A 16,830-nucleotide genomic window follows, 5' to 3' on the forward strand; every position below is an offset into this window, starting at 1 on the left:
GTTTGCGCGTAAGCCATGCGGCGCTTGAGCTCAAGAAAAAGTATCACATGAGTTCGGATCGCCGCTGGCAAAACCGGCCTTGAACCACTGCGCGCGTTGGGCCGACGAGCCATGCGTGAAGCTATCGGGCACGACGCGGCCCTGGGCGCGTTCCTGCAAGGTGTCATCGCCAACTGCTGTGGCGGCGCCGAGCGCTTCGTCGATATCACCGGCCTCGATCCAGTTGTTTTTGGCGTTCGACTGTTTGGCCCAGACACCGGCGTAGCAATCAGCCTGAAGTTCGAGCTTGACGGAGAGGGCGTTGGCGCCGGTCTTGCTCAGGCGCTGTTCTTCGCGGGCCACCTTGTCGCTGGTGCCGAGCACCTTCTGGACGTGGTGCCCCACTTCGTGGGCAATGACATAGGCCTTGGCGAAATCGCCGGGCGCACCAAGCTGGCCGTCAAGGGTGCGGAAGAAATCGAGGTCGATATATACCTTCTCGTCGCCGGGGCAATAGAAGGGGCCCATGGCCGCCTCACCATAGCCGCAACCGGTTTGGGTGCCCTGATTATAGAGCACGATGGTGGAGGGGCGGTAACGCTCGCCACCTGACTTGAAGAGGTCTGCCCAGGTGTCGTTGGCCGAGGTGTGGATGACGTCGGCGAACTGGCCCTCTTCATCGGAGGGCGTGCCGGTGCTGGCCTGGCTCTCCGCCACCGGCTGCGAGCCGCCGATCTGGTTGCCCGCGCTCATGATCTGCTGCGGATCGATGCCGAAAACGAAATAACCAATGAGGGCCACGACCACCAGAACGACGCCGCCGCCGCCGGCGACCGGTCCCATGCCGCCTCCGCCCCCGCGACGGTCTTCAACGCCGCCACGTCGCCCCATCTGCCATCTCATCGCGCTCTCCTTTAGCTTTTCATCTCAACCTGACGGCAATATTGTAAAATTGCACTTAGGTTTAAAAGCTTATCACCGCTGTTAACCTTCTTTTCAAGCGGTGATGCTGTTTGGCTACTGACAGTTTTCTGTCGATTTGTGCTATACCGAAATATGTAGCGGAATGTGCGGGGCGCATCCGCCTTGTTCTGTGCGCGTGATGAAAGATTTGTAATGTAGCGATTCGTTGACTCACAACGGGTAGCACATCAGAGTGAAGCGTAAGAAACAACGACTTTCGACCCATAAGGGCGAAGCGATAAAAGTAGGATCAATGGGCATGACGGGTGATTTCAGGGTGTCGGGTGGTTTAAAAACCCGGTCGCCGTTGATGGTGGCGGGTTTGGTGGCGACTTTGGTGATGGCTTTGGGCGTCAGCGCCTGTTCCGGCAAGAAGGGGGAGGCCAAGGATGGCAAGTCGGCGGCTCATGCTGCGGCAGGCCACGCCTCGGTGGTCAATTTCGCTGTGGTGCGCAATGATAACGCGCCGGTTCTTGTTAGCGGTACCGGTACGGTCAGTGCCTGGCAGGAAGTGGCTGTCGGCGCCGAAACCGGTGGCCTGACCGCCGTCGCCCTTCTGGCCGACGAAGGCCAGACCGTCAAGCAGGGGCAGCCCCTGCTGAAAATGAACGATGTGCTGCTGCAGGCCCAGCTCAAGCAGACGCAGGCCAATTATAACCAGTCCAACAAGGCCTATCAGCGCGCCCAGACCCTGTTCCAGCAGGGCTATCTGTCGGCTTCGGCGCTCGATAACGCCGAAGCCTCCAAGCTGACCACAGAGGCCGCCATGCAGACGGCGCAGACCCAGGTCAATATGGCGACCGTGCGCGCGCCGGTCTCCGGCATCATCACCCATCGCACCGCCGTGCTCGGCCAGAACATCTCGCAAGGCGCGGAACTGTTCAAAATTGTCCGTGATGGCCGCATCGAACTGAACATGGAAGTCGTCGAAACCGACCTCAAGGGCATTTCGGCCGGCCTCCCGGCCACCGTGACCAGCCAGTCGACCGGTCCGGTCAGCGGCACGGTCCGTATCGTCACGCCGATGGTCGATCCGTCCACCCGCCTGGGCTATGCGCGCATCAGCGTGCCGTGGTCATCGGGCCTGCGTCCCGGCATGTTCGCCTCCGGCACCATCAATGCCGGTGCGCAGAACGTCATGCTCGTGCCGCAAAGCGCCATTGTCTATAACGAAAACGTGCCGCAGGTCTATCTGCTCGGTCCGGACAACAAGGTCCATCTGCGCAAGGTCACCGTTGGGCCTACGACGCCCACCAAGGACATCATCATTCGTGATGGCGTGTCGGTCGGTGATCGCGTCATCACCACGGGCGCCGGCTTCCTGAACGACGGCGATAGCGTGAAGGCCACGGCCGCGCAAACCGGCGGAGAGCACTAAGATGTCATCTCAAGCAGCCTCACCTCAAGGCGGGGGCGGCTTCCAGATTTCTTCCTGGTCGATCCGCAACCCCATCCCCACGCTCGTCTTCTTCCTGGTGATGACCGTCGCCGGCATTCTGGGCTTCCAGCAACTGCGCATCAACAACTGGCCGGATATCGACTTCCCGATCGTGGTCGTCACGGTTATCCGTTCGGGTGCGGCGCCGACCGAACTGCAAAATCAGGTCACGCGCATCGTTGAGGATTCGGTATCAGGCCTGGGCGGCGTGCGCCATATCCAGTCCGTCGTCAATGAAGGCGCCTCGACGACGCTGGTGACCTTCCAGCTTGACGTTGATCTTGAAAAAGCGACCAACGATGTGCGCAACGCCGTGGCCGGCGTGCGCGGCAACCTGCCGTCCGATGTGCAGGACCCCATCGTCTCGCGCGTCGAGAACGCGCAAGGCCAGCCCCTGCTGAGCTACACCATTCGCGCCGCCAATATGTCGCCGGAAGACCTGAGCTGGTACGTCGATAACGACGTGGCCAAGAAGGCCCTGGCGGTCAAGGGCGTGTCCGGTCTGACCCGCGATGGCGGCGTCAATCGTGAAATCCGCATCGAACTCGATCCGTCCAAACTGGCGGCGCAGGGCGTGACCGCCGGCGACGTCAGCCAGCAACTGCGTTCGTTCAACGTCAACATGCCGGGCGGCCGTTTTAATTCCGGCAGCGCAGAACAGACGATCCGTACCGTTGGCGGCGCCGACAGTATCCAGCAACTGTCGGATACGCGCATCACCCTGTCCAATGGCGGCACGGTCCGTCTCGGCGATATCGCAACCGTCTCCGACACCTGGTCCGAGCCCCGCGTCCGGGCGCGTCACAATGGCAATGAGGTCGTCGGCTTCAGCGTCCAGCGCACCCGCGGCACATCGGAAGTCCACGTCGCCGAAGGCGTCCGCGAAGCCATCAAGGCTTTGCAGGCCTCTAACCCGAACGTGCAGATCGAGGAAGTGTCATCGAGCGTCAACGAGGTGCAGCGCAGTTTCGATACGTCGATGGAAGCCCTGCTGATCGGTGCGGCCCTGGCCGTGCTGGTGGTCTGGCTGTTCCTGCGCGACTGGCGGGCGACGTTCGTCTCCGCCATCGCCATGCCGATGTCGCTGCTGCCGACCTTCTTTGTCATGCACATCTTCAACCAGTCGTTCAACGTGGTGACGCTGCTGGCGCTGTCGCTGACGGTCGGTATTCTGGTCGATGACGCCATCGTCGAAATCGAAAATATCGTCCGGCACATCCGCGCCGGCAAGAAGCCTTATCAGGCCGCCATTGAGGCTGCCGACGAAATCGGCCTGGCCGTCGTGGCGACCACCGCAACCCTGATCGCCGTGTTTGCCCCGACGGGCTTCATGCCGGGCATCGTTGGCCAGTTCTTCAAGAGTTTCGCTATCGCCTCGTGCGTCAGCGTCTTCTTCTCGCTGGTGGTGGCGCGGACCCTGACACCGCTGATGGGCGCCTATCTGCTGCGTACCAATACCAAGCATAAGGATGACGAACCCTTCTGGATGAAGAGTTATCTGAAGATGCTGCGCTTCTGCCTGCGTCACAAGATTCTGGTCGTTGTCTGCTCGATCCTGTTCTTCATCGGATCGGCGGGCATGCTGATCACCATTCCGAGCGATAACATCCCGGCCAGCGACGAAAGTCGTTCGGTGATGAGCCTGTCACTGACGCCGGGGGCTACGCTCGCGGAAACCGACGCAGTGGTGAAGCGCATCCTCGGCGACCTCAAGTCTCATCCGGAAGTTTCCAGCACCTATGTGACGGAAGATATGGAAAGCGCCACGATCACCATCAATCTGGTGCCGAAGAGTAAGCGCAAGCTGACCCAGGCCCAGTTCGAGCAGAAGTTCTCCGAGACGCTGAAAAATTATCCCGGCCTGCATAGCAGTTTTGGGCAGGATGGCGGCGGCGGCACCGGCGTGGCCTATATCCTCGCTTCGGATAATGAAGAACTGCTGCGGACCACCTCCCAGCAACTGCTGCGCGAAATGTCGGCCCTGCCTTCGCTCACCAACGTCCACTCGGCGGATAATCTGGTGCGTCCGGAAATCATCATCACGCCTAAGCCTGACCAGGCGGCGCTAATGGGAGTATCCACCAGCACCATTTCTTCCGCTGCGCGCGTCGCCACCATGGGCGATATCGATCAGATCCTGGCCAAGTATAATGACGGCGACCGCCAGATTCCGATCCGTGTCCTGCTCAAGGAAGACGCCCGCACGAACGTCACCAATCTCGAAACCCTGATGGTGCCGACCAAATATGGCACCTCGGTGCCGCTGTCGGCGGTGGCGGATATCACCTTCGGCGCCGGTCCTATCGCCATCAACCGCATCGACCGGACCCGTTCGGCCACGGTCAATGCCGATCTGAACGGCGTGCCTAACGGGATCGCGGATGCGGCGGTTCTGGCCACTCCGATCATGAAGAAGATCAAGGCCGGCGAGATTCCGGGCGTCCACATCGTGGTCAATCCGAACAACGAAGACTTCGCGGAAATGATTCCGAATTTTATCATCGCCATCCTGACCGGCATCTTGCTGATGTATGTCGTTCTGGTGCTGTTGTTCGGTTCGTTCAGCCACCCGATTACCATCCTGCTGGCCTTGCCTCTATGTTTCGGGGGGGCGTTTATTGCCCTGATCGCCTGCCGCATGAGCATGTCCATGCCATCCCTGATTGGCCTGATCATGCTCACCGGCATCGCGGCGAAGAACTCGATCCTGCTGGTCGAATACGCCATGATGTCTATGAAGGAAGGCATGTCGCGCGCTGAGGCCCTGATCGAATCAGCTCACAAGCGTGCGCGTCCGATCGTAATGACCACGGTCGCCATGGGCGCCGGCATGTTGCCGGTGGCTGTTGGGTCTGACAGTTTCCGTCAGCCGATGGCCGTGGCCGTGATCGGCGGCCTGATCACCTCGACCCTGCTGTCGTTGCTGTTCGTGCCTGTGGCTTATGAACTGGTCGATAAGGCATCGAACTTCTTTGGCAAGTTCATCAATATTAGGGCCGAGGGTAAGGACGATCCTGAACCGCCGACGCCGGATGATAAAGGTCATTATGAGGGCCGGTTCTAAAACCTGAAAGCCCGCCGGATCGCTCCGGCGGGTTTTGTTTTAGGGGATCACGGAAAGACACGGAATTAGAGAATGACGCAGTCTATCTGCACTTTCGCTGCCGACCCGAAATTCACAATCAAGCCAAGTCTGAGATGGGGGCCACGCAAATAGTTTAAGACTTGCAATTTGTGCTGCGGAGCAATGGCTTCGCAGGCCTTGAGCTCGACAATGATCTTATCAAAACAGATGAAGTCGGGACGGTAGGTTTGAACCAATGGCTCGCCTTTATAGGCGAGCGCCAAAAGGTATGTCTGTACGCTGGAATTCCTTGGCAAGACACTCCTGATAGACAGGTTCGAGAAAGCCGAAGCCCATTTCTTTATAAACTTCAAATATGGCGCCGCGTATCTGGAAAACTTCATTTTCGTACAGGAGCTTATCCATACAGAATTCCGTGCCTTTCCGTCTTTTTCCGTACCTTTCTGTGATCCTCTTCGTCCTCTCAAACCGGCGAAATCCGGATCGCCATAATCTGATTGCGTTGCTTGCGCATGATCTGGAACTTGCGGCCATAGAAGATGAAGGTCTGGCCGGGTTCGGGAATGGTGCGGGCCTCGTGGATGACCAGTCCGGCCACGCTCACCGCGTTGTCGTCCGGCAGATCCCAGTCCATGGCGCGGTTGAGATCGCGGATCGGCATATCGCCATCGACGTGGATCGAACCATCGGCCTGCTTGCGCAGTGAGGTCAGCACGGCATCGTGCTCATCGTCGATTTCGCCAACGATCTCTTCCAGAATATCTTCCAGGGTCACCAGACCCTGCAGGGCGCCGTATTCATCAACCACCAGCGCGAAGTGCGACTTCTTCTTGAGGAAGGCCGCCAACTGATCCTTCAGATTGGTGGTGTCGGGGATGAACCACGGCTCGCGGATAATCGCCATGACATCGACGCTGTTGACATCGCCCCTGGAGCGCGCCACCGCCGCCATCAGGTCGCGGGCGTGCAGCACGCCGATGATGTTTTCGGTGTTGTCCTTGTAGAGCGGCAGGCGGGTATGGCTGAAACTGAGCGCGGCCTCGATGATCTCGGCCGTCGTCAGATCGGCGTCGATCATGTCGATCTGTTTGCGGTGGACCATGATCTGGCTAACATCGAGTTCTGCCAGATCGAGCACGCCGCGGAACATATTGCGATCGTCGATCTGCACGGCGCCTTCGTCGTGATGGTATTCGACCGCGCCGCGGATCTCTTCGTGCGCCGCCAGAACGTCAACCGCCATCGAGAGCTTGACGCCAAAAAGGCCGAGCACGGCGCGCACAAACCATTGCACGGCATTGATCACCGGTCCAAAGGCGATCACGATCCACATAACCGGCCGTGACATGAAGCGCGCGGTATCTTCCGGGCGCATGATGGCCAGGGTCTTCGGCAGCACCTCGGCGAACACCAGCACAAGCACGGTCATGACACCGGTCGAGATGGCGGCGCCCCAGGGGCCGGGGATAGCGCGGTCGATCGAGATGGTGGCTATGGCGGCTGCGCCGATATTGAGCACATTCTGCAGCAGCAGGATGGCGCCAATCATCTTTTCCTGATTGGTCAGCAGCTTGTTGACGCGCTTGGCCGCCTTGTCGCCGTCGCGCTCAAGCTGGTGCATCCGGCCGCGCGACGCGGCGGTCAGCGAGGTTTCGCCGGCGCTGAACAGGGCGGACACCCCCAGGATAACGATCAGGACCGGAACGAGGGTTATCAGCGCGGCGATCAGCATGGGATGTGGCCTTTAAGCGGGCGCGGAAACGGCAGAAACGGCGCCGTCGAGGACGAGGAATTCGGCGATCAGTTCGGCGCTGACCTTCTTGGCGACGAAGGCGTGACCGATACCGCTGACCAGAACAAAGGTCAGGGTGCCGCCCTCGGCCTTTTTGTCATGGCCCATGTGGGTGATCAGGCGGTCGGCGTCGAAAGGTTCATTCCGAATGTCGGACATGCGCGTCGGTAGACCGGCGTGGCGGATGGCGGCGACGGCGCGGGCCTCTTCTTCCTCGGTGCATTCGCCATTCAGCGCACTGTACCGGAAGGCCTGCGCCATGCCGATGGCGACGGCCTCGCCATGCAGCAGGGTATCGCCAAAACCGACCTCGGCTTCGAGCGCATGGCCGAAGGTGTGACCCAGATTGAGCAGGGCGCGTTGGCCGCCTTCACGTTCATCGGCGGCGACGATCTCGGCCTTCATCTCGACCGAGCGCGCCACGGCGTGCAGGATGGCGGCGGGTTCAAGCGCCAGAACGTCGCTGTCATGGGCTTCCAGCCAGTCGAAGAAAACTTTGTCGCCGAGCAGACCGTACTTGATGATCTCGGCGTATCCGCACTTGATTTCACGCGCCGGCAGGGTTTTGAGGATATCCAGATCGCACAGCACCAGGCGCGGCTGCCAGAAGGCGCCGATCAGGTTCTTGCCCTTTTCGTGGTCGATGGCCGTCTTGCCGCCGACGGACGAATTCGACCTGGGCCAGAACGGTGGTCGGGATCTGGATAAAGTCGATGCCGCGCATATAGATGGCGCAGGCGAAGCCGGTCAGATCGCCGATCACGCCACCGCCCAGCGCGATCACCACGTCCTTGCGGTCAAGGCCATAGTCGAGCATGGCGTCGACGACGAATTTCAGGCCGTCATAGGATTTGCTTTCCTCGCCGGCCGGCACCACGATCTTGTGCGTCTTGTGGCCGGCGGCTTCGAACTGCGCCAAGATGCGGTCGGCGTGCAGCGGACCGACGTTCGAATCGGTGACCATGACCACGCGCTTGTTGACGAGGAACGGGCCGACCCACGTTTCGGCGTCTTCCAGCAGGCCGGCGCCGACGATGACGTCATAGGGCTTGAAGCCTTCGCCCGAAACCGGGATGCGGCGATACGCGCTCATTGTCCACCTGTGACGTATGCGTGAAGGGCGCTCAAAACCTGATCGAGCGATTTGACGTGGCTTTGATCGCCGGTGTCGACCGTCACATCGGCCATTTCATAAAGGGGATAACGGGTTTTCACGTGTTCTTTCAGGACGTCCATCGGGTTGCGGTCTTTGAGCAAGGGGCGGTGCGGGCGGTTGGCGACGCGACGGGCCAGCACCTTGAGATCGGTTTTCAGCCACAGGGTGATCGCCTTGTCTTTCAGGCGTTCGCGCGTGAGCGGATGGGTGAGGGCGCCGCCGCCGGTGGCCAGAATACGCGGTTCGCCGTCGAGCAGGCGGGCTATGACGCGCTGCTCGCCGTCACGGAAGCCCTGCTCGCCATAGTTGGCGAAGATGTCGGCGACGGTCATGCCGGCGGCCTTTTCGATCTCCTCGTCGGCATCGACGAAGGGCAGGCCGAAATGATCGGCCAGGCGCTTGCCGATGGTGGTCTTGCCCACGCCCATCAGGCCGACCAGCGCAACGGTTTTCGGCAGGATAAAGACGGGGCGCGTACTGGAATCAGTCGCGGAAGGCTCAGGCTCGGCGGTCATAGGGTTTGCTTTACACGATATTAGGGTGACTTTGCCAGAGTCATTACGTGAAACCTTATGAGAGTTGGCGCCAACATTATGCCAAAGACCACGAACGCCCGTTTCGATCCGGTAAAACAGTTCCTGCAGATGATGGCGGTGGAGCGCAATGCGGCGAAACCGACGCTGGAGGCCTATGGCCGCGATCTGAGTGATCTGGCCGAGACGCTGGAGGTGACACCCACCGGCCTGCTTGGTTTGGGTGAGGCGGGTCTGGCGCGCTATTTTACGATTTTGAGCGAACGCGGCCTGTCGCCGGCCACGACACAGCGCAAGCGTTCGGCGGTGCGGCAGTTTTATCGTTTCTGCGTGGCGGAAAACCTGAGCAGCGCTGATCCCAGCCGCAAGATCGCAGCCGCCAAAAAGGGCCTGAGCCTGCCTAAGATCTTGTCGCGCGATGAGGTGGAGGCCCTGATTACGGCCTGCGAGGCGAAAAATCCGGATCAGGCGACGCGTCTCGAATGCCTGATCGAGATGGCCTATGCGTCGGGCATGCGCATTTCCGAGCTGGTCAGTCTGCGGCTCGATGCGGTGCAGCGCGATCCGGCCTTCCTGATTATCAAGGGCAAGGGCGGGGTGGAACGGCTGGTGCCGCTCAATCCCTCGGCGCGGCTGGCCATCAAGGCCTATCTCGATATTCGCGGTGCCTTCCTGCCGTCGAAGGATCAGGCCAATCCGTTCCTGTTTGCCTCGCGCGGCGCCGAAGGCCACCTGACGCGCCGGCGGGTTGGGCAATTGCTCGATGAGGCGGCTGATCAGGCCGGCATCGACCGCGCCCGCGTGTCGCCACACGTTTTGCGCCATGCTTTTGCGACTCACCTGCTGGAGGGCGGGGCTGATTTGCGCACGGTCCAGACCCTGCTGGGCCATGCCGATATCTCAACGACCCAGATCTATACCCATGTGGCCGGCGAGCGCCTGCGCGAGGTGGTTGAGAGCCATCACCCCCTGGCTCAATACGCCGGCAAGGGGAGGCATTGAATTAAGCATCAAATGATGATAAATTTGTGCCTTAGAGGGAGTTTCCATCATGCGTACGACTGTGGTTCTGGATGATGAGCTGATGGCCAGGGCCGAGGAATATACCGGCATAAAGGAAAGGTCCGCGCTTTTGCGTGAGGCTTTGAAAGCCTTGGTCGAGCGTGAAGCATCACGTAGGCTTGCCCGGCTGGGTGGCAGTATGCCCGATGCTGTTGCTGCACCACGTCGTCGCCCGGCTTAAGTCTCTTCATGATACTGGCGGACACTTCAGTCTGGATTGATCATCTTCGCATGCCGAATGCCAGGATGGCGCTTCTGTTGGATGAAACGCAGGTCTTGGGGCATGCGTTTGTGATCGGAGAGTTAGCGCTCGGCAGCCTTCGCCCACATCACCCGACCATAATCGCCATGCAAAATATGCCTCAAGCGATCCGGGCTGCGGATGATGAGGTTATGACCTTTATACGTCTTCATAGCCTGTCTGGTCTCGGTTTTGGCTGGATCGATGCCCACCTGCTGGTATCTACGGCTTTGACAGAGGACGCAATATTGTGGACACGTGACCGGCATCTTCACGAAACCGCCGTTCGATTAGGTTTGGCGGCCGCCTAAAAATCCGCTTTGACCTGAGCGCACTTGCTGTTAAAGCGCTTGTCCCCTAGGTTTATGCGGTGCACCCGCACAGTTCAGGCCAGTTAAGAGCGACATTGATGCGACATTATCTCGAATTCGAACGTCCGATTGCGGACCTGGAAGCCAAGATCGAAGAGTTGTCCTCACTGTCGCAAAGCGGCGGTGCGAACCTCGATGTCGAACTGCGCGCGCTGCGTGACCGCACTGAGGTGCTGCGCCGTGAGACCTATTCGCGCCTTGATCCGTGGCAAAAGACGATGGTGGCGCGCCACCCCGAGCGCCCGCATCTGGTCGATTATATCGGCGGCTTGATCGAGGATTTCGTCGAACTGCGCGGCGATCGCAAATTTGGCGATGACCAGGCGATTGTCGGTGGCCTCGGTCGTTTCCGCGGTCAGTCGGTGGTCGTTATGGGCCATGAAAAGGGCCACGACACCAACACGCGCCTGAAGCACAATTTCGGCATGGCTCGCCCCGAAGGTTACCGCAAGGCGGTCCGCCTGATGGAGATGGCTGAGCAATACGGCCTGCCGGTCCTTACCTTTGTTGATACCGCCGGCGCCTATCCCGGCATTGGCGCCGAAGAACGCGGTCAGGCCGAGGCCATCGCGCGCTCGACCGAAAAGGGCCTGATCCTCAAGGTGCCGATGATCGCTACGGTGACCGGCGAGGGCGGTTCCGGAGGCGCCATCGCTCTGGCTGCCGCCAATCGCGTTCTGATTCTCGAACATTCGATCTATTCGGTGATTTCGCCGGAAGGCGCGGCCTCGATCCTGTGGCACGATGGTTCGCGCGCCAAGGAAGCCGCCGACCAGATGAAGATCACCGCGCCCGACCTGCTCAAGATGGGCATTGTCGACCGCATCGTGGAGGAGCCCGCCGGCGGCGCGCATTCCGATCCGGAAAACATGATCGAGAGACTGGGCGATGTGCTGGAAAGCGAATTGCAGGCCCTGAGTTTCCTCACCGAGGATCAACTGATCGAGCAGCGCGCCCAGCGTTTCTATGATATCGGCCGCAAGGGCCTTATTTAAGTCTTACACGCCCTTGATGTTGTTCGCACCCGAATCGGCTTGTGAGGTAGAGGGTGACATTACTATAGCTGACCGAAATTCACACTCGGAAAGCTTATCATGCGTCACCTCCTCATTTCCACCGTAGCTCTCATGGCGCTGGCGCCAGCGGCCGCCCACGCGGTCGAAGCCGATTTTGTCGGCGTCCGCGCCGGTACACTCGGCGGTGGCGTCGAGTTTGGCGTCAAGCTCAGCCCGCACGTCACGGCGCGGGCCGTCGCCAATGGCGCCAATTTTGGTTACGACGACACCACCGACGATATCCGTTATGAAGGTGACCTGAAACTGGCCTCCTACGGCGCGCAACTCGATTACCGCTTCAGCGAAACCGGGCCGCTTTATGTCACCGCCGGCGTCTATCAGAACGACAACAAGGTTGTGGCCACCGGCCGCGCCAAAGGAACGGTGATCGTCGGCGGGGTGCCCTTGACCGAAGCCCAGGTGGGGACGTTGCAAGGCCGCGCTACCTTCGACAAGACCGTGCCCTATCTTGGCCTCGGTGCGCGTTGGCCGATCGGCAAGGTGGAGATCAACCTGGAAGCCGGCGCCTATTTTCAGGACAGCCCGCGTGTGACCCTGACCTCCTACAGCATCTATGCCGACACGCCGGAAGTTCAGGCGGCGCTGGAAACCGAGCGGAAGAGTCTTGAAGACGATATCAAGGATTTCAAGACCTATCCCGTGGTCGAACTCGGCCTGCGCTACACGTTCTGATTACTTGTTGAGCGCGATCTGGTGCGGATAGGGAATTTCCACCCCCGCCGCATCCAGATGCTTCTTGATATCGAGCACCAGCGCGGTGCGGGCGCTAAAAGCCTGCGCCGGCAGCACCCAGATGAACACCTTGACGATGACGCCATTGCTGGTGAAATCCTGAAAGCCGACCACCGGCTCATGCAGGCTCAGGCGGCTGGGCTGGCGGTTGGTGATATCGGTCAGCAAGGCCAGCACCGCCGGCAGGTCGCTGTCGCGGTGGACTTCAAACGCCAGTTCGATCTTCATCGCCGCATTGGTGCTGATATTGTAGATTTCGTTTGAAAACACCTTGGTGTTGGGCACGAAGACCCGGACATTATCGCCGGTATTGATCTCGGTGGCGAACAGCCCGAGGCGATGCACCGTTCCCTTGATCTCACCGACATGGACGGTATCGCCGATGCGGTAAGGCTTGTTGAGCAGGATCATCAGGCCCGCGGCCACATTGCCGAGCGTGCCCTGCAAGGCCAGACCAATCGCCAGCGAGGCGGCACCCAGCACGGTCAGCAGCGAAGCGGTCTGGACGCCCAGCCGGTTCAGCACCGCCACAAGCCCCACGGCCAGGATCAGCCAGCGCACCACCTGCGAGAAAAACTCCAGCAGGGTTCGGTCGCCATCCTTGTGCACGAGCCGGCGCGAGGCGCGCTTGACCCCATCCGACGCCATGCCGGAGAGCACAAGGGTAATGGCAAAGATCAGCGCCGCCCAGCCAATATTCGCCATCATGTCGGGATGTTCGCTGAGCTTCGCCCACACAATGCCGGCTTCGCGGACGACCTCATCGGCGAGCGGCTGCAAAGGGCCGAGATTGAAACCGCTTGTTTTTGTCATAGGGCACCTCTTACCAGATCCGGCTTTTCTTAATGCAGAAAGCCCCCCGGTGAGAAGCTATTTTCGCCGCGCCTTGAAAAACGCCTTGAGCAGGCTGGCGCTGTCTTCGGCCAGAACACCGCTGGTCACCTCGGGCTTCCAGTGACAAGTCGGCTGGGCGAAGAATTTCGGCCCGTGCTCTATGGCGCCGCCCTTGGCATCGGGCGCGCCATAGATCAGCCGGCCGATACGGGCGTGGCTGATGGCGCCGGCGCACATGGCGCAGGGCTCTAGCGTGACGTAGAGCCACAAATCGGTCAGACGGTAATTGCCAAGTTTGGCGCCGGCCTCGCGCAAGGCCAGTATTTCGGCGTGGGCGCACGGATCATTCAGCGCAATCGGCGAATTTCTTGCACTCGCTAACACAGTTTTACTTGACGGATCGAAGATTAAAGCGCCAATCGGCACCTCACCGGACAAGGCCGCCTCGCGCGCTTTTTCCAGCGCCTCCTGCATGAAGGATTCATCGTCTTGCGTCATACGGACTTAAAGACGGCCCAACGCACAGGCGTCAAGCAAATTTAGAAAGATCGACCGTGACCCAAGACAGTAACGCTGGAGAGCGTAACGAACCCGCAGCTCAGCCTGACAATTTCGAACCCGAAGCCCCCCGTGAGCTGACCCCGCAAGAATTGCAGCACGCGAAGGAAATGCAGGAAATCGCTGACGGTCACCGTTACATGCCGCAGGAAATGCGTGATGCCCGCGAAGCCGCCGGCAAGAAGCCCGAGCGCCCGAAGAAGCCCGCCAAATCGCTGAAAGACAATGCCGCCGGTTCCGGTGAGCGTATCGCCAAGGTTCTGGCGCGCGCCGGTCTGGCGTCACGCCGTGAAATCGAGCGCCTGATCGGCCTCGGCAAGATCGCCGTCAATGGCCGTATCCTGGAAACCCCGGCTGTGCTGGTGTCCGGTACGGATGTCATCACGGTTGATGGTCAGGTGATCGGCGCCGCCGAACCGACCCGCCTGTGGCGCTATCACAAGCCTGTCGGTCTGGTCACCACGGAACGCGACCCCGAAGGCCGCCCGACCGTTTTCGACAAGCTGCCGGCCGATCTGCCGCGCGTGCTGAAAGTCGGCCGCCTCGATCTCAACTCCGAAGGTCTGCTGCTGCTGACCAATGACGGCGAATTGGCCCGTGCGCTGGAACTGCCCTCCGCCGGCTGGGTGCGACGCTATCGCGCCCGTGCGCTCGGCCACACCACGCAGGCCCGTCTCGATAGTTTGCGCGACGGCACGACCGTCGAAGGCGTCATCTATGGCCCGATCGAAGCCACGCTCGACAAGATGGCGGAAAAGGCCGATGGCCGCGCCAACTGCTGGATCACGGTTGCCATTACCGAAGGTAAGAACCGCGAAGTCCGCCGTGTGCTGGAATCGATCGGTCTCAAGGTCAACCGCCTGATCCGCCTGGCCTATGGTCCGTTCCAGCTCGGCAATCTGGAGCCGGGCGATGTCGAGGAAATCGGCCCGCGCGTCATCCGTGAAATGCTGGCCGATGTGGTGCAACTGCGCAATCTGCCGGTCGAAGGCGCCTCGCAAACCCAGGCGCGTCCTGGCCGCAGCGCCGAACGTGGCGCCGCGCCGGCCGGTCGTCGGGGCGGTGGTGATCGCTTCGCCGAGAAACCGCGCTTTGGTGACAAGCCCGCCTATGGCGACAAAAAGTTCGGCGACAAGAAGTTCGGGGACAAGAAGTTTGGCGATAAGCCAGGTGGCAACAAGCCCTGGACGCCGCGTGAAGTGGCCGAAAAGCGTGAATTCAAGGAACGCGATTTCGATCAGCGTCCGCGCTTTGAAGGCGACGGCGAGGCCCGTGACCGCAATCCGGCGGCGGAACGCGAGTTCCGTCCGCGCCGCGAATTCGGTGGTGCCGGGGGTGGTGAAAAGACGTGGAAGCCGCGTCCGGAAGGTCGTGACCGCGCCGAGGGCGGAGAGAAGAAAGCCTGGACGCCGCGTCCTGAAGGCAGTGGTGAGCGTAAGGCTTACGGCGCGCCGCGCGAGGATCGTCCGAAGCGTGATTATGGTGCCAATTCTCGTCAAGATGGCCCGCAAAATAGATCCTACGGCGACAAGCCGGCCTTTAAGAAGCCCTATGCGGCGCGCAGCGATGACGGTGTGCCGGCGGGTGAGGCGGGCGCCTATGAACGCGCCAAGCGTGAGTTCGGCGGCGCGCGCGAGGAACGTCCGAAGCGTGATTTCGCGCCGCGCGGTGATCGTCCTCGGAACGAAGGTTCTCAAGGCGATCGCCCGGCCTTCAAGAAGCCCTACGCCGCTCGTGAAGGCGCCGAGGGGGGCGAGCGCCGCTCCTATATGAAGCCGAACCGTGAGGGCAGCCCGCAGGGTGCCAAGTCGTATGATCGCCCGAAGCGCGACTACGGCGACGGCCCGGCCGGTGACAGGCCAGCGTTCAAGAAGCCTTATGCTTCGCGTGACAATGCCGGTGGTGAACGCGCCTACAGCGATCGCCCCAAGCGTGACTACGGTGACCGTCCGGCCGGCGACAGGCCTGCGTTCAAGAAGCCTTATGCTTCGCGTGACAATGCCGGTGGTGAACGCGCCTACAGCGATCGCCCCAAGCGTGACTATGGTGACCGTCCTGCCGGTGACAAGCCGGCGTTCAAAAAGCCTTACGCCTCGCGTGACGGGGCTGCGGGCGGTGGTTACAAGGGGAAGCCTTCGGGTGAGCGTCCGTCCAGCGGTGGCTTCAAGGGCCGTCCGTCTGGCGATCGTCCTTCCGGTGGCAAGCCTTCCGCGGGTCGTCCCCCCTTCAAGCCCCGCCGCGATAGCTAAGGGGTAAGCCGTTGCGCATAGTCGGTGGTCAATTCAAAGGGCGTACGATCGTTACGCCGGACGGGCAGAACACGCGCCCGACTTCCGACCGTGCGCGCGAGGCTATTTTCAATATCCTGGCCCATGCCGACTGGGCGCCCAACCTCGAAGGCGCGCGTGTGCTCGATGTCTTCGCCGGTTCGGGCGCGCTCGGTTTTGAAGCCATGTCGCGCGGCGGACGCTTCTGCCTGTTTGTCGAAACCGACGATGCGGCACGTGGTGCAATCCGGGACAATGTCGAAACCTTCGGTCTTTTTGGCACAACCCGCGTCCACAGACGGGACGCCACCCAGCTTGGGCTGCGTCCTGGGTCGCAAGCCGAGGCCTTCAATCTTGTTTTCCTTGATCCGCCCTATCGCAAAGGCTTGGGGGAGAAGGCTTTGGCCGCTCTGATCGATGGTAACTGGTTGACGGAAGACGCGCTGATCGTGTTCGAGCGTGCCTCTGATGAGGACGTTTTTGTCACAGATGTGTGGCAAAAAATCAACGAAAAAACCTATGGCGCAGCGCAGGTTTTATTTCTGAAGAAAAAAATTCTTAATCCGTAAATTACGGAATTCATTACATAAAAAATCCATAAAGAACGCCCAAGTGGTATATTTAACGCACCGTTAAAAATTCTCTATTGACGGTTCTTAACTCTTATCCACAATATGTCCTTAACAAGGCGTAAAAGACAGGCAAGGCCGGTAACAAGGCACAAAAATTGCTCATCGCCAGTT

14 protein-coding genes and 2 pseudogenes are annotated in these 16,830 nt (G+C 60.4%); 9 read left to right on the plus strand and 7 right to left on the minus strand.

Features of this window, described 5'->3' with window-relative positions:
* Positions 1–30 precede the first annotated feature (30 nt).
* Positions 31–882 carry a neutral zinc metallopeptidase gene (locus ABQ278_RS06280; protein ID WP_349321713.1) on the minus strand — a complete coding sequence of 284 codons (852 nt, stop codon included), beginning with the start codon at positions 880–882 and terminating at the stop codon, positions 31–33.
* Positions 883–1,201: 319 nt separating this feature from the next.
* Between ABQ278_RS06280 and ABQ278_RS06285 the strand changes: the two genes are divergently transcribed.
* Both ABQ278_RS06285 and ABQ278_RS06290 read left to right on the plus strand, forming a co-directional pair.
* Positions 1,202–2,320, plus strand: a complete 1,119-nt coding sequence (locus ABQ278_RS06285; RefSeq protein WP_349321714.1) for an efflux RND transporter periplasmic adaptor subunit — start codon at positions 1,202–1,204, stop codon at positions 2,318–2,320.
* Between the two features lies 1 nt (position 2,321).
* Positions 2,322–5,444: an efflux RND transporter permease subunit gene (locus tag ABQ278_RS06290; protein WP_349321715.1), complete on the plus strand. Its 3,123-nt coding sequence runs from the start codon at positions 2,322–2,324 to the stop codon at positions 5,442–5,444.
* Positions 5,445–5,509: 65 nt separating this feature from the next.
* Here the strand turns inward: ABQ278_RS06290 and ABQ278_RS06295 are convergent.
* From ABQ278_RS06295 to ABQ278_RS06310, 4 genes and pseudogenes are all read right to left on the minus strand, one after another.
* A pseudogene (locus ABQ278_RS06295) lies at positions 5,510–5,999 on the minus strand (GxxExxY protein).
* Positions 5,929–7,197, minus strand: coding sequence for an HlyC/CorC family transporter (locus ABQ278_RS06300; protein WP_349321716.1), 1,269 nt, complete (start codon positions 7,195–7,197; stop codon positions 5,929–5,931). The pseudogene ABQ278_RS06295 and the gene ABQ278_RS06300 overlap by 71 nt, the downstream one beginning before the upstream one ends.
* Before the next feature lie 12 nt (positions 7,198–7,209).
* Positions 7,210–8,350: pseudogene (gene aroB, locus ABQ278_RS06305) on the minus strand (3-dehydroquinate synthase).
* Entirely contained in the window at positions 8,347–8,928 is a 582-nt protein-coding gene (locus tag ABQ278_RS06310; protein WP_349321717.1) for a shikimate kinase, read from the minus strand. Before ABQ278_RS06310 ends, aroB begins: the two are co-directional and overlap by 4 nt.
* 78 nt (positions 8,929–9,006) lie before the next feature.
* Here ABQ278_RS06310 and ABQ278_RS06315 point away from each other — a divergent pair, with 78 nt between their 5' ends.
* From ABQ278_RS06315 to ABQ278_RS06335, 5 genes are all read left to right on the plus strand, one after another.
* Complete coding sequence (locus ABQ278_RS06315; protein WP_349321718.1) at positions 9,007–9,948, plus strand: tyrosine recombinase; 942 nt, start codon at positions 9,007–9,009, stop codon at positions 9,946–9,948.
* 49 nt (positions 9,949–9,997) lie between these two features.
* Positions 9,998–10,189, plus strand: coding sequence for a type II toxin-antitoxin system VapB family antitoxin (locus ABQ278_RS06320; RefSeq protein WP_349321719.1), 192 nt, complete (start codon positions 9,998–10,000; stop codon positions 10,187–10,189).
* A gap of 8 nt (positions 10,190–10,197) precedes the next feature.
* Complete coding sequence (locus ABQ278_RS06325; RefSeq protein WP_349321720.1) at positions 10,198–10,560, plus strand: type II toxin-antitoxin system VapC family toxin; 363 nt, start codon at positions 10,198–10,200, stop codon at positions 10,558–10,560.
* A gap of 95 nt (positions 10,561–10,655) precedes the next feature.
* Positions 10,656–11,615, plus strand: a complete 960-nt coding sequence (locus ABQ278_RS06330) for an acetyl-CoA carboxylase carboxyltransferase subunit alpha (RefSeq protein WP_349321721.1) — start codon at positions 10,656–10,658, stop codon at positions 11,613–11,615.
* A 99-nt stretch (positions 11,616–11,714) separates the two neighbouring features.
* Positions 11,715–12,368 carry a hypothetical protein gene (locus tag ABQ278_RS06335; RefSeq protein WP_349321722.1) on the plus strand — a complete coding sequence of 218 codons (654 nt, stop codon included), beginning with the start codon at positions 11,715–11,717 and terminating at the stop codon, positions 12,366–12,368.
* Here ABQ278_RS06335 and ABQ278_RS06340 read toward each other — a convergent pair whose 3' ends face one another.
* Together ABQ278_RS06340 and tadA are read right to left on the minus strand one after the other, a co-directional pair.
* Complete coding sequence (locus ABQ278_RS06340) at positions 12,369–13,241, minus strand: mechanosensitive ion channel family protein (protein ID WP_349321723.1); 873 nt, start codon at positions 13,239–13,241, stop codon at positions 12,369–12,371.
* Positions 13,242–13,298: 57 nt separating this feature from the next.
* Entirely contained in the window at positions 13,299–13,760 is a 462-nt protein-coding gene (tadA, locus tag ABQ278_RS06345) for a tRNA adenosine(34) deaminase TadA (protein WP_349321724.1), read from the minus strand.
* A gap of 56 nt (positions 13,761–13,816) precedes the next feature.
* On the opposite strand from tadA, the gene ABQ278_RS06350 reads away from it, so the two are divergent.
* Positions 13,817–16,069: a pseudouridine synthase gene (locus tag ABQ278_RS06350; RefSeq protein ID WP_349321725.1), complete on the plus strand. Its 2,253-nt coding sequence runs from the start codon at positions 13,817–13,819 to the stop codon at positions 16,067–16,069.
* An 11-nt stretch (positions 16,070–16,080) separates the two neighbouring features.
* Complete coding sequence (rsmD, locus tag ABQ278_RS06355; protein ID WP_349321726.1) at positions 16,081–16,656, plus strand: 16S rRNA (guanine(966)-N(2))-methyltransferase RsmD; 576 nt, start codon at positions 16,081–16,083, stop codon at positions 16,654–16,656.
* Positions 16,657–16,830 lie beyond the last annotated feature (174 nt).

The organism is Asticcacaulis sp. MM231, from assembly GCF_964186625.1.
Classification (GTDB): Bacteria; Pseudomonadota; Alphaproteobacteria; order Caulobacterales; family Caulobacteraceae; genus Asticcacaulis.

Bases quoted from the DNA above. Each gene is read 5' to 3' on its own strand.
- ABQ278_RS06280 (WP_349321713.1), bottom strand. From the start codon at position 882: ATGAGATGGCAGATGGGGCGACGTGGCGGCGTTGAAGACCGTCGCGGG.
- ABQ278_RS06285 (WP_349321714.1), top strand. From the start codon at position 1,202: ATGACGGGTGATTTCAGGGTGTCGGGTGGTTTAAAAACCCGGTCGCCG.
- ABQ278_RS06290 (WP_349321715.1), top strand. From the start codon at position 2,322: ATGTCATCTCAAGCAGCCTCACCTCAAGGCGGGGGCGGCTTCCAGATT.
- ABQ278_RS06300 (WP_349321716.1), bottom strand. From the start codon at position 7,197: ATGCTGATCGCCGCGCTGATAACCCTCGTTCCGGTCCTGATCGTTATC.
- ABQ278_RS06310 (WP_349321717.1), bottom strand. From the start codon at position 8,928: ATGACCGCCGAGCCTGAGCCTTCCGCGACTGATTCCAGTACGCGCCCC.
- ABQ278_RS06315 (WP_349321718.1), top strand. From the start codon at position 9,007: ATGCCAAAGACCACGAACGCCCGTTTCGATCCGGTAAAACAGTTCCTG.
- ABQ278_RS06320 (WP_349321719.1), top strand. From the start codon at position 9,998: ATGCGTACGACTGTGGTTCTGGATGATGAGCTGATGGCCAGGGCCGAG.
- ABQ278_RS06325 (WP_349321720.1), top strand. From the start codon at position 10,198: ATGATACTGGCGGACACTTCAGTCTGGATTGATCATCTTCGCATGCCG.
- ABQ278_RS06335 (WP_349321722.1), top strand. From the start codon at position 11,715: ATGCGTCACCTCCTCATTTCCACCGTAGCTCTCATGGCGCTGGCGCCA.
- ABQ278_RS06340 (WP_349321723.1), bottom strand. From the start codon at position 13,241: ATGACAAAAACAAGCGGTTTCAATCTCGGCCCTTTGCAGCCGCTCGCC.
- tadA (WP_349321724.1), bottom strand. From the start codon at position 13,760: ATGACGCAAGACGATGAATCCTTCATGCAGGAGGCGCTGGAAAAAGCG.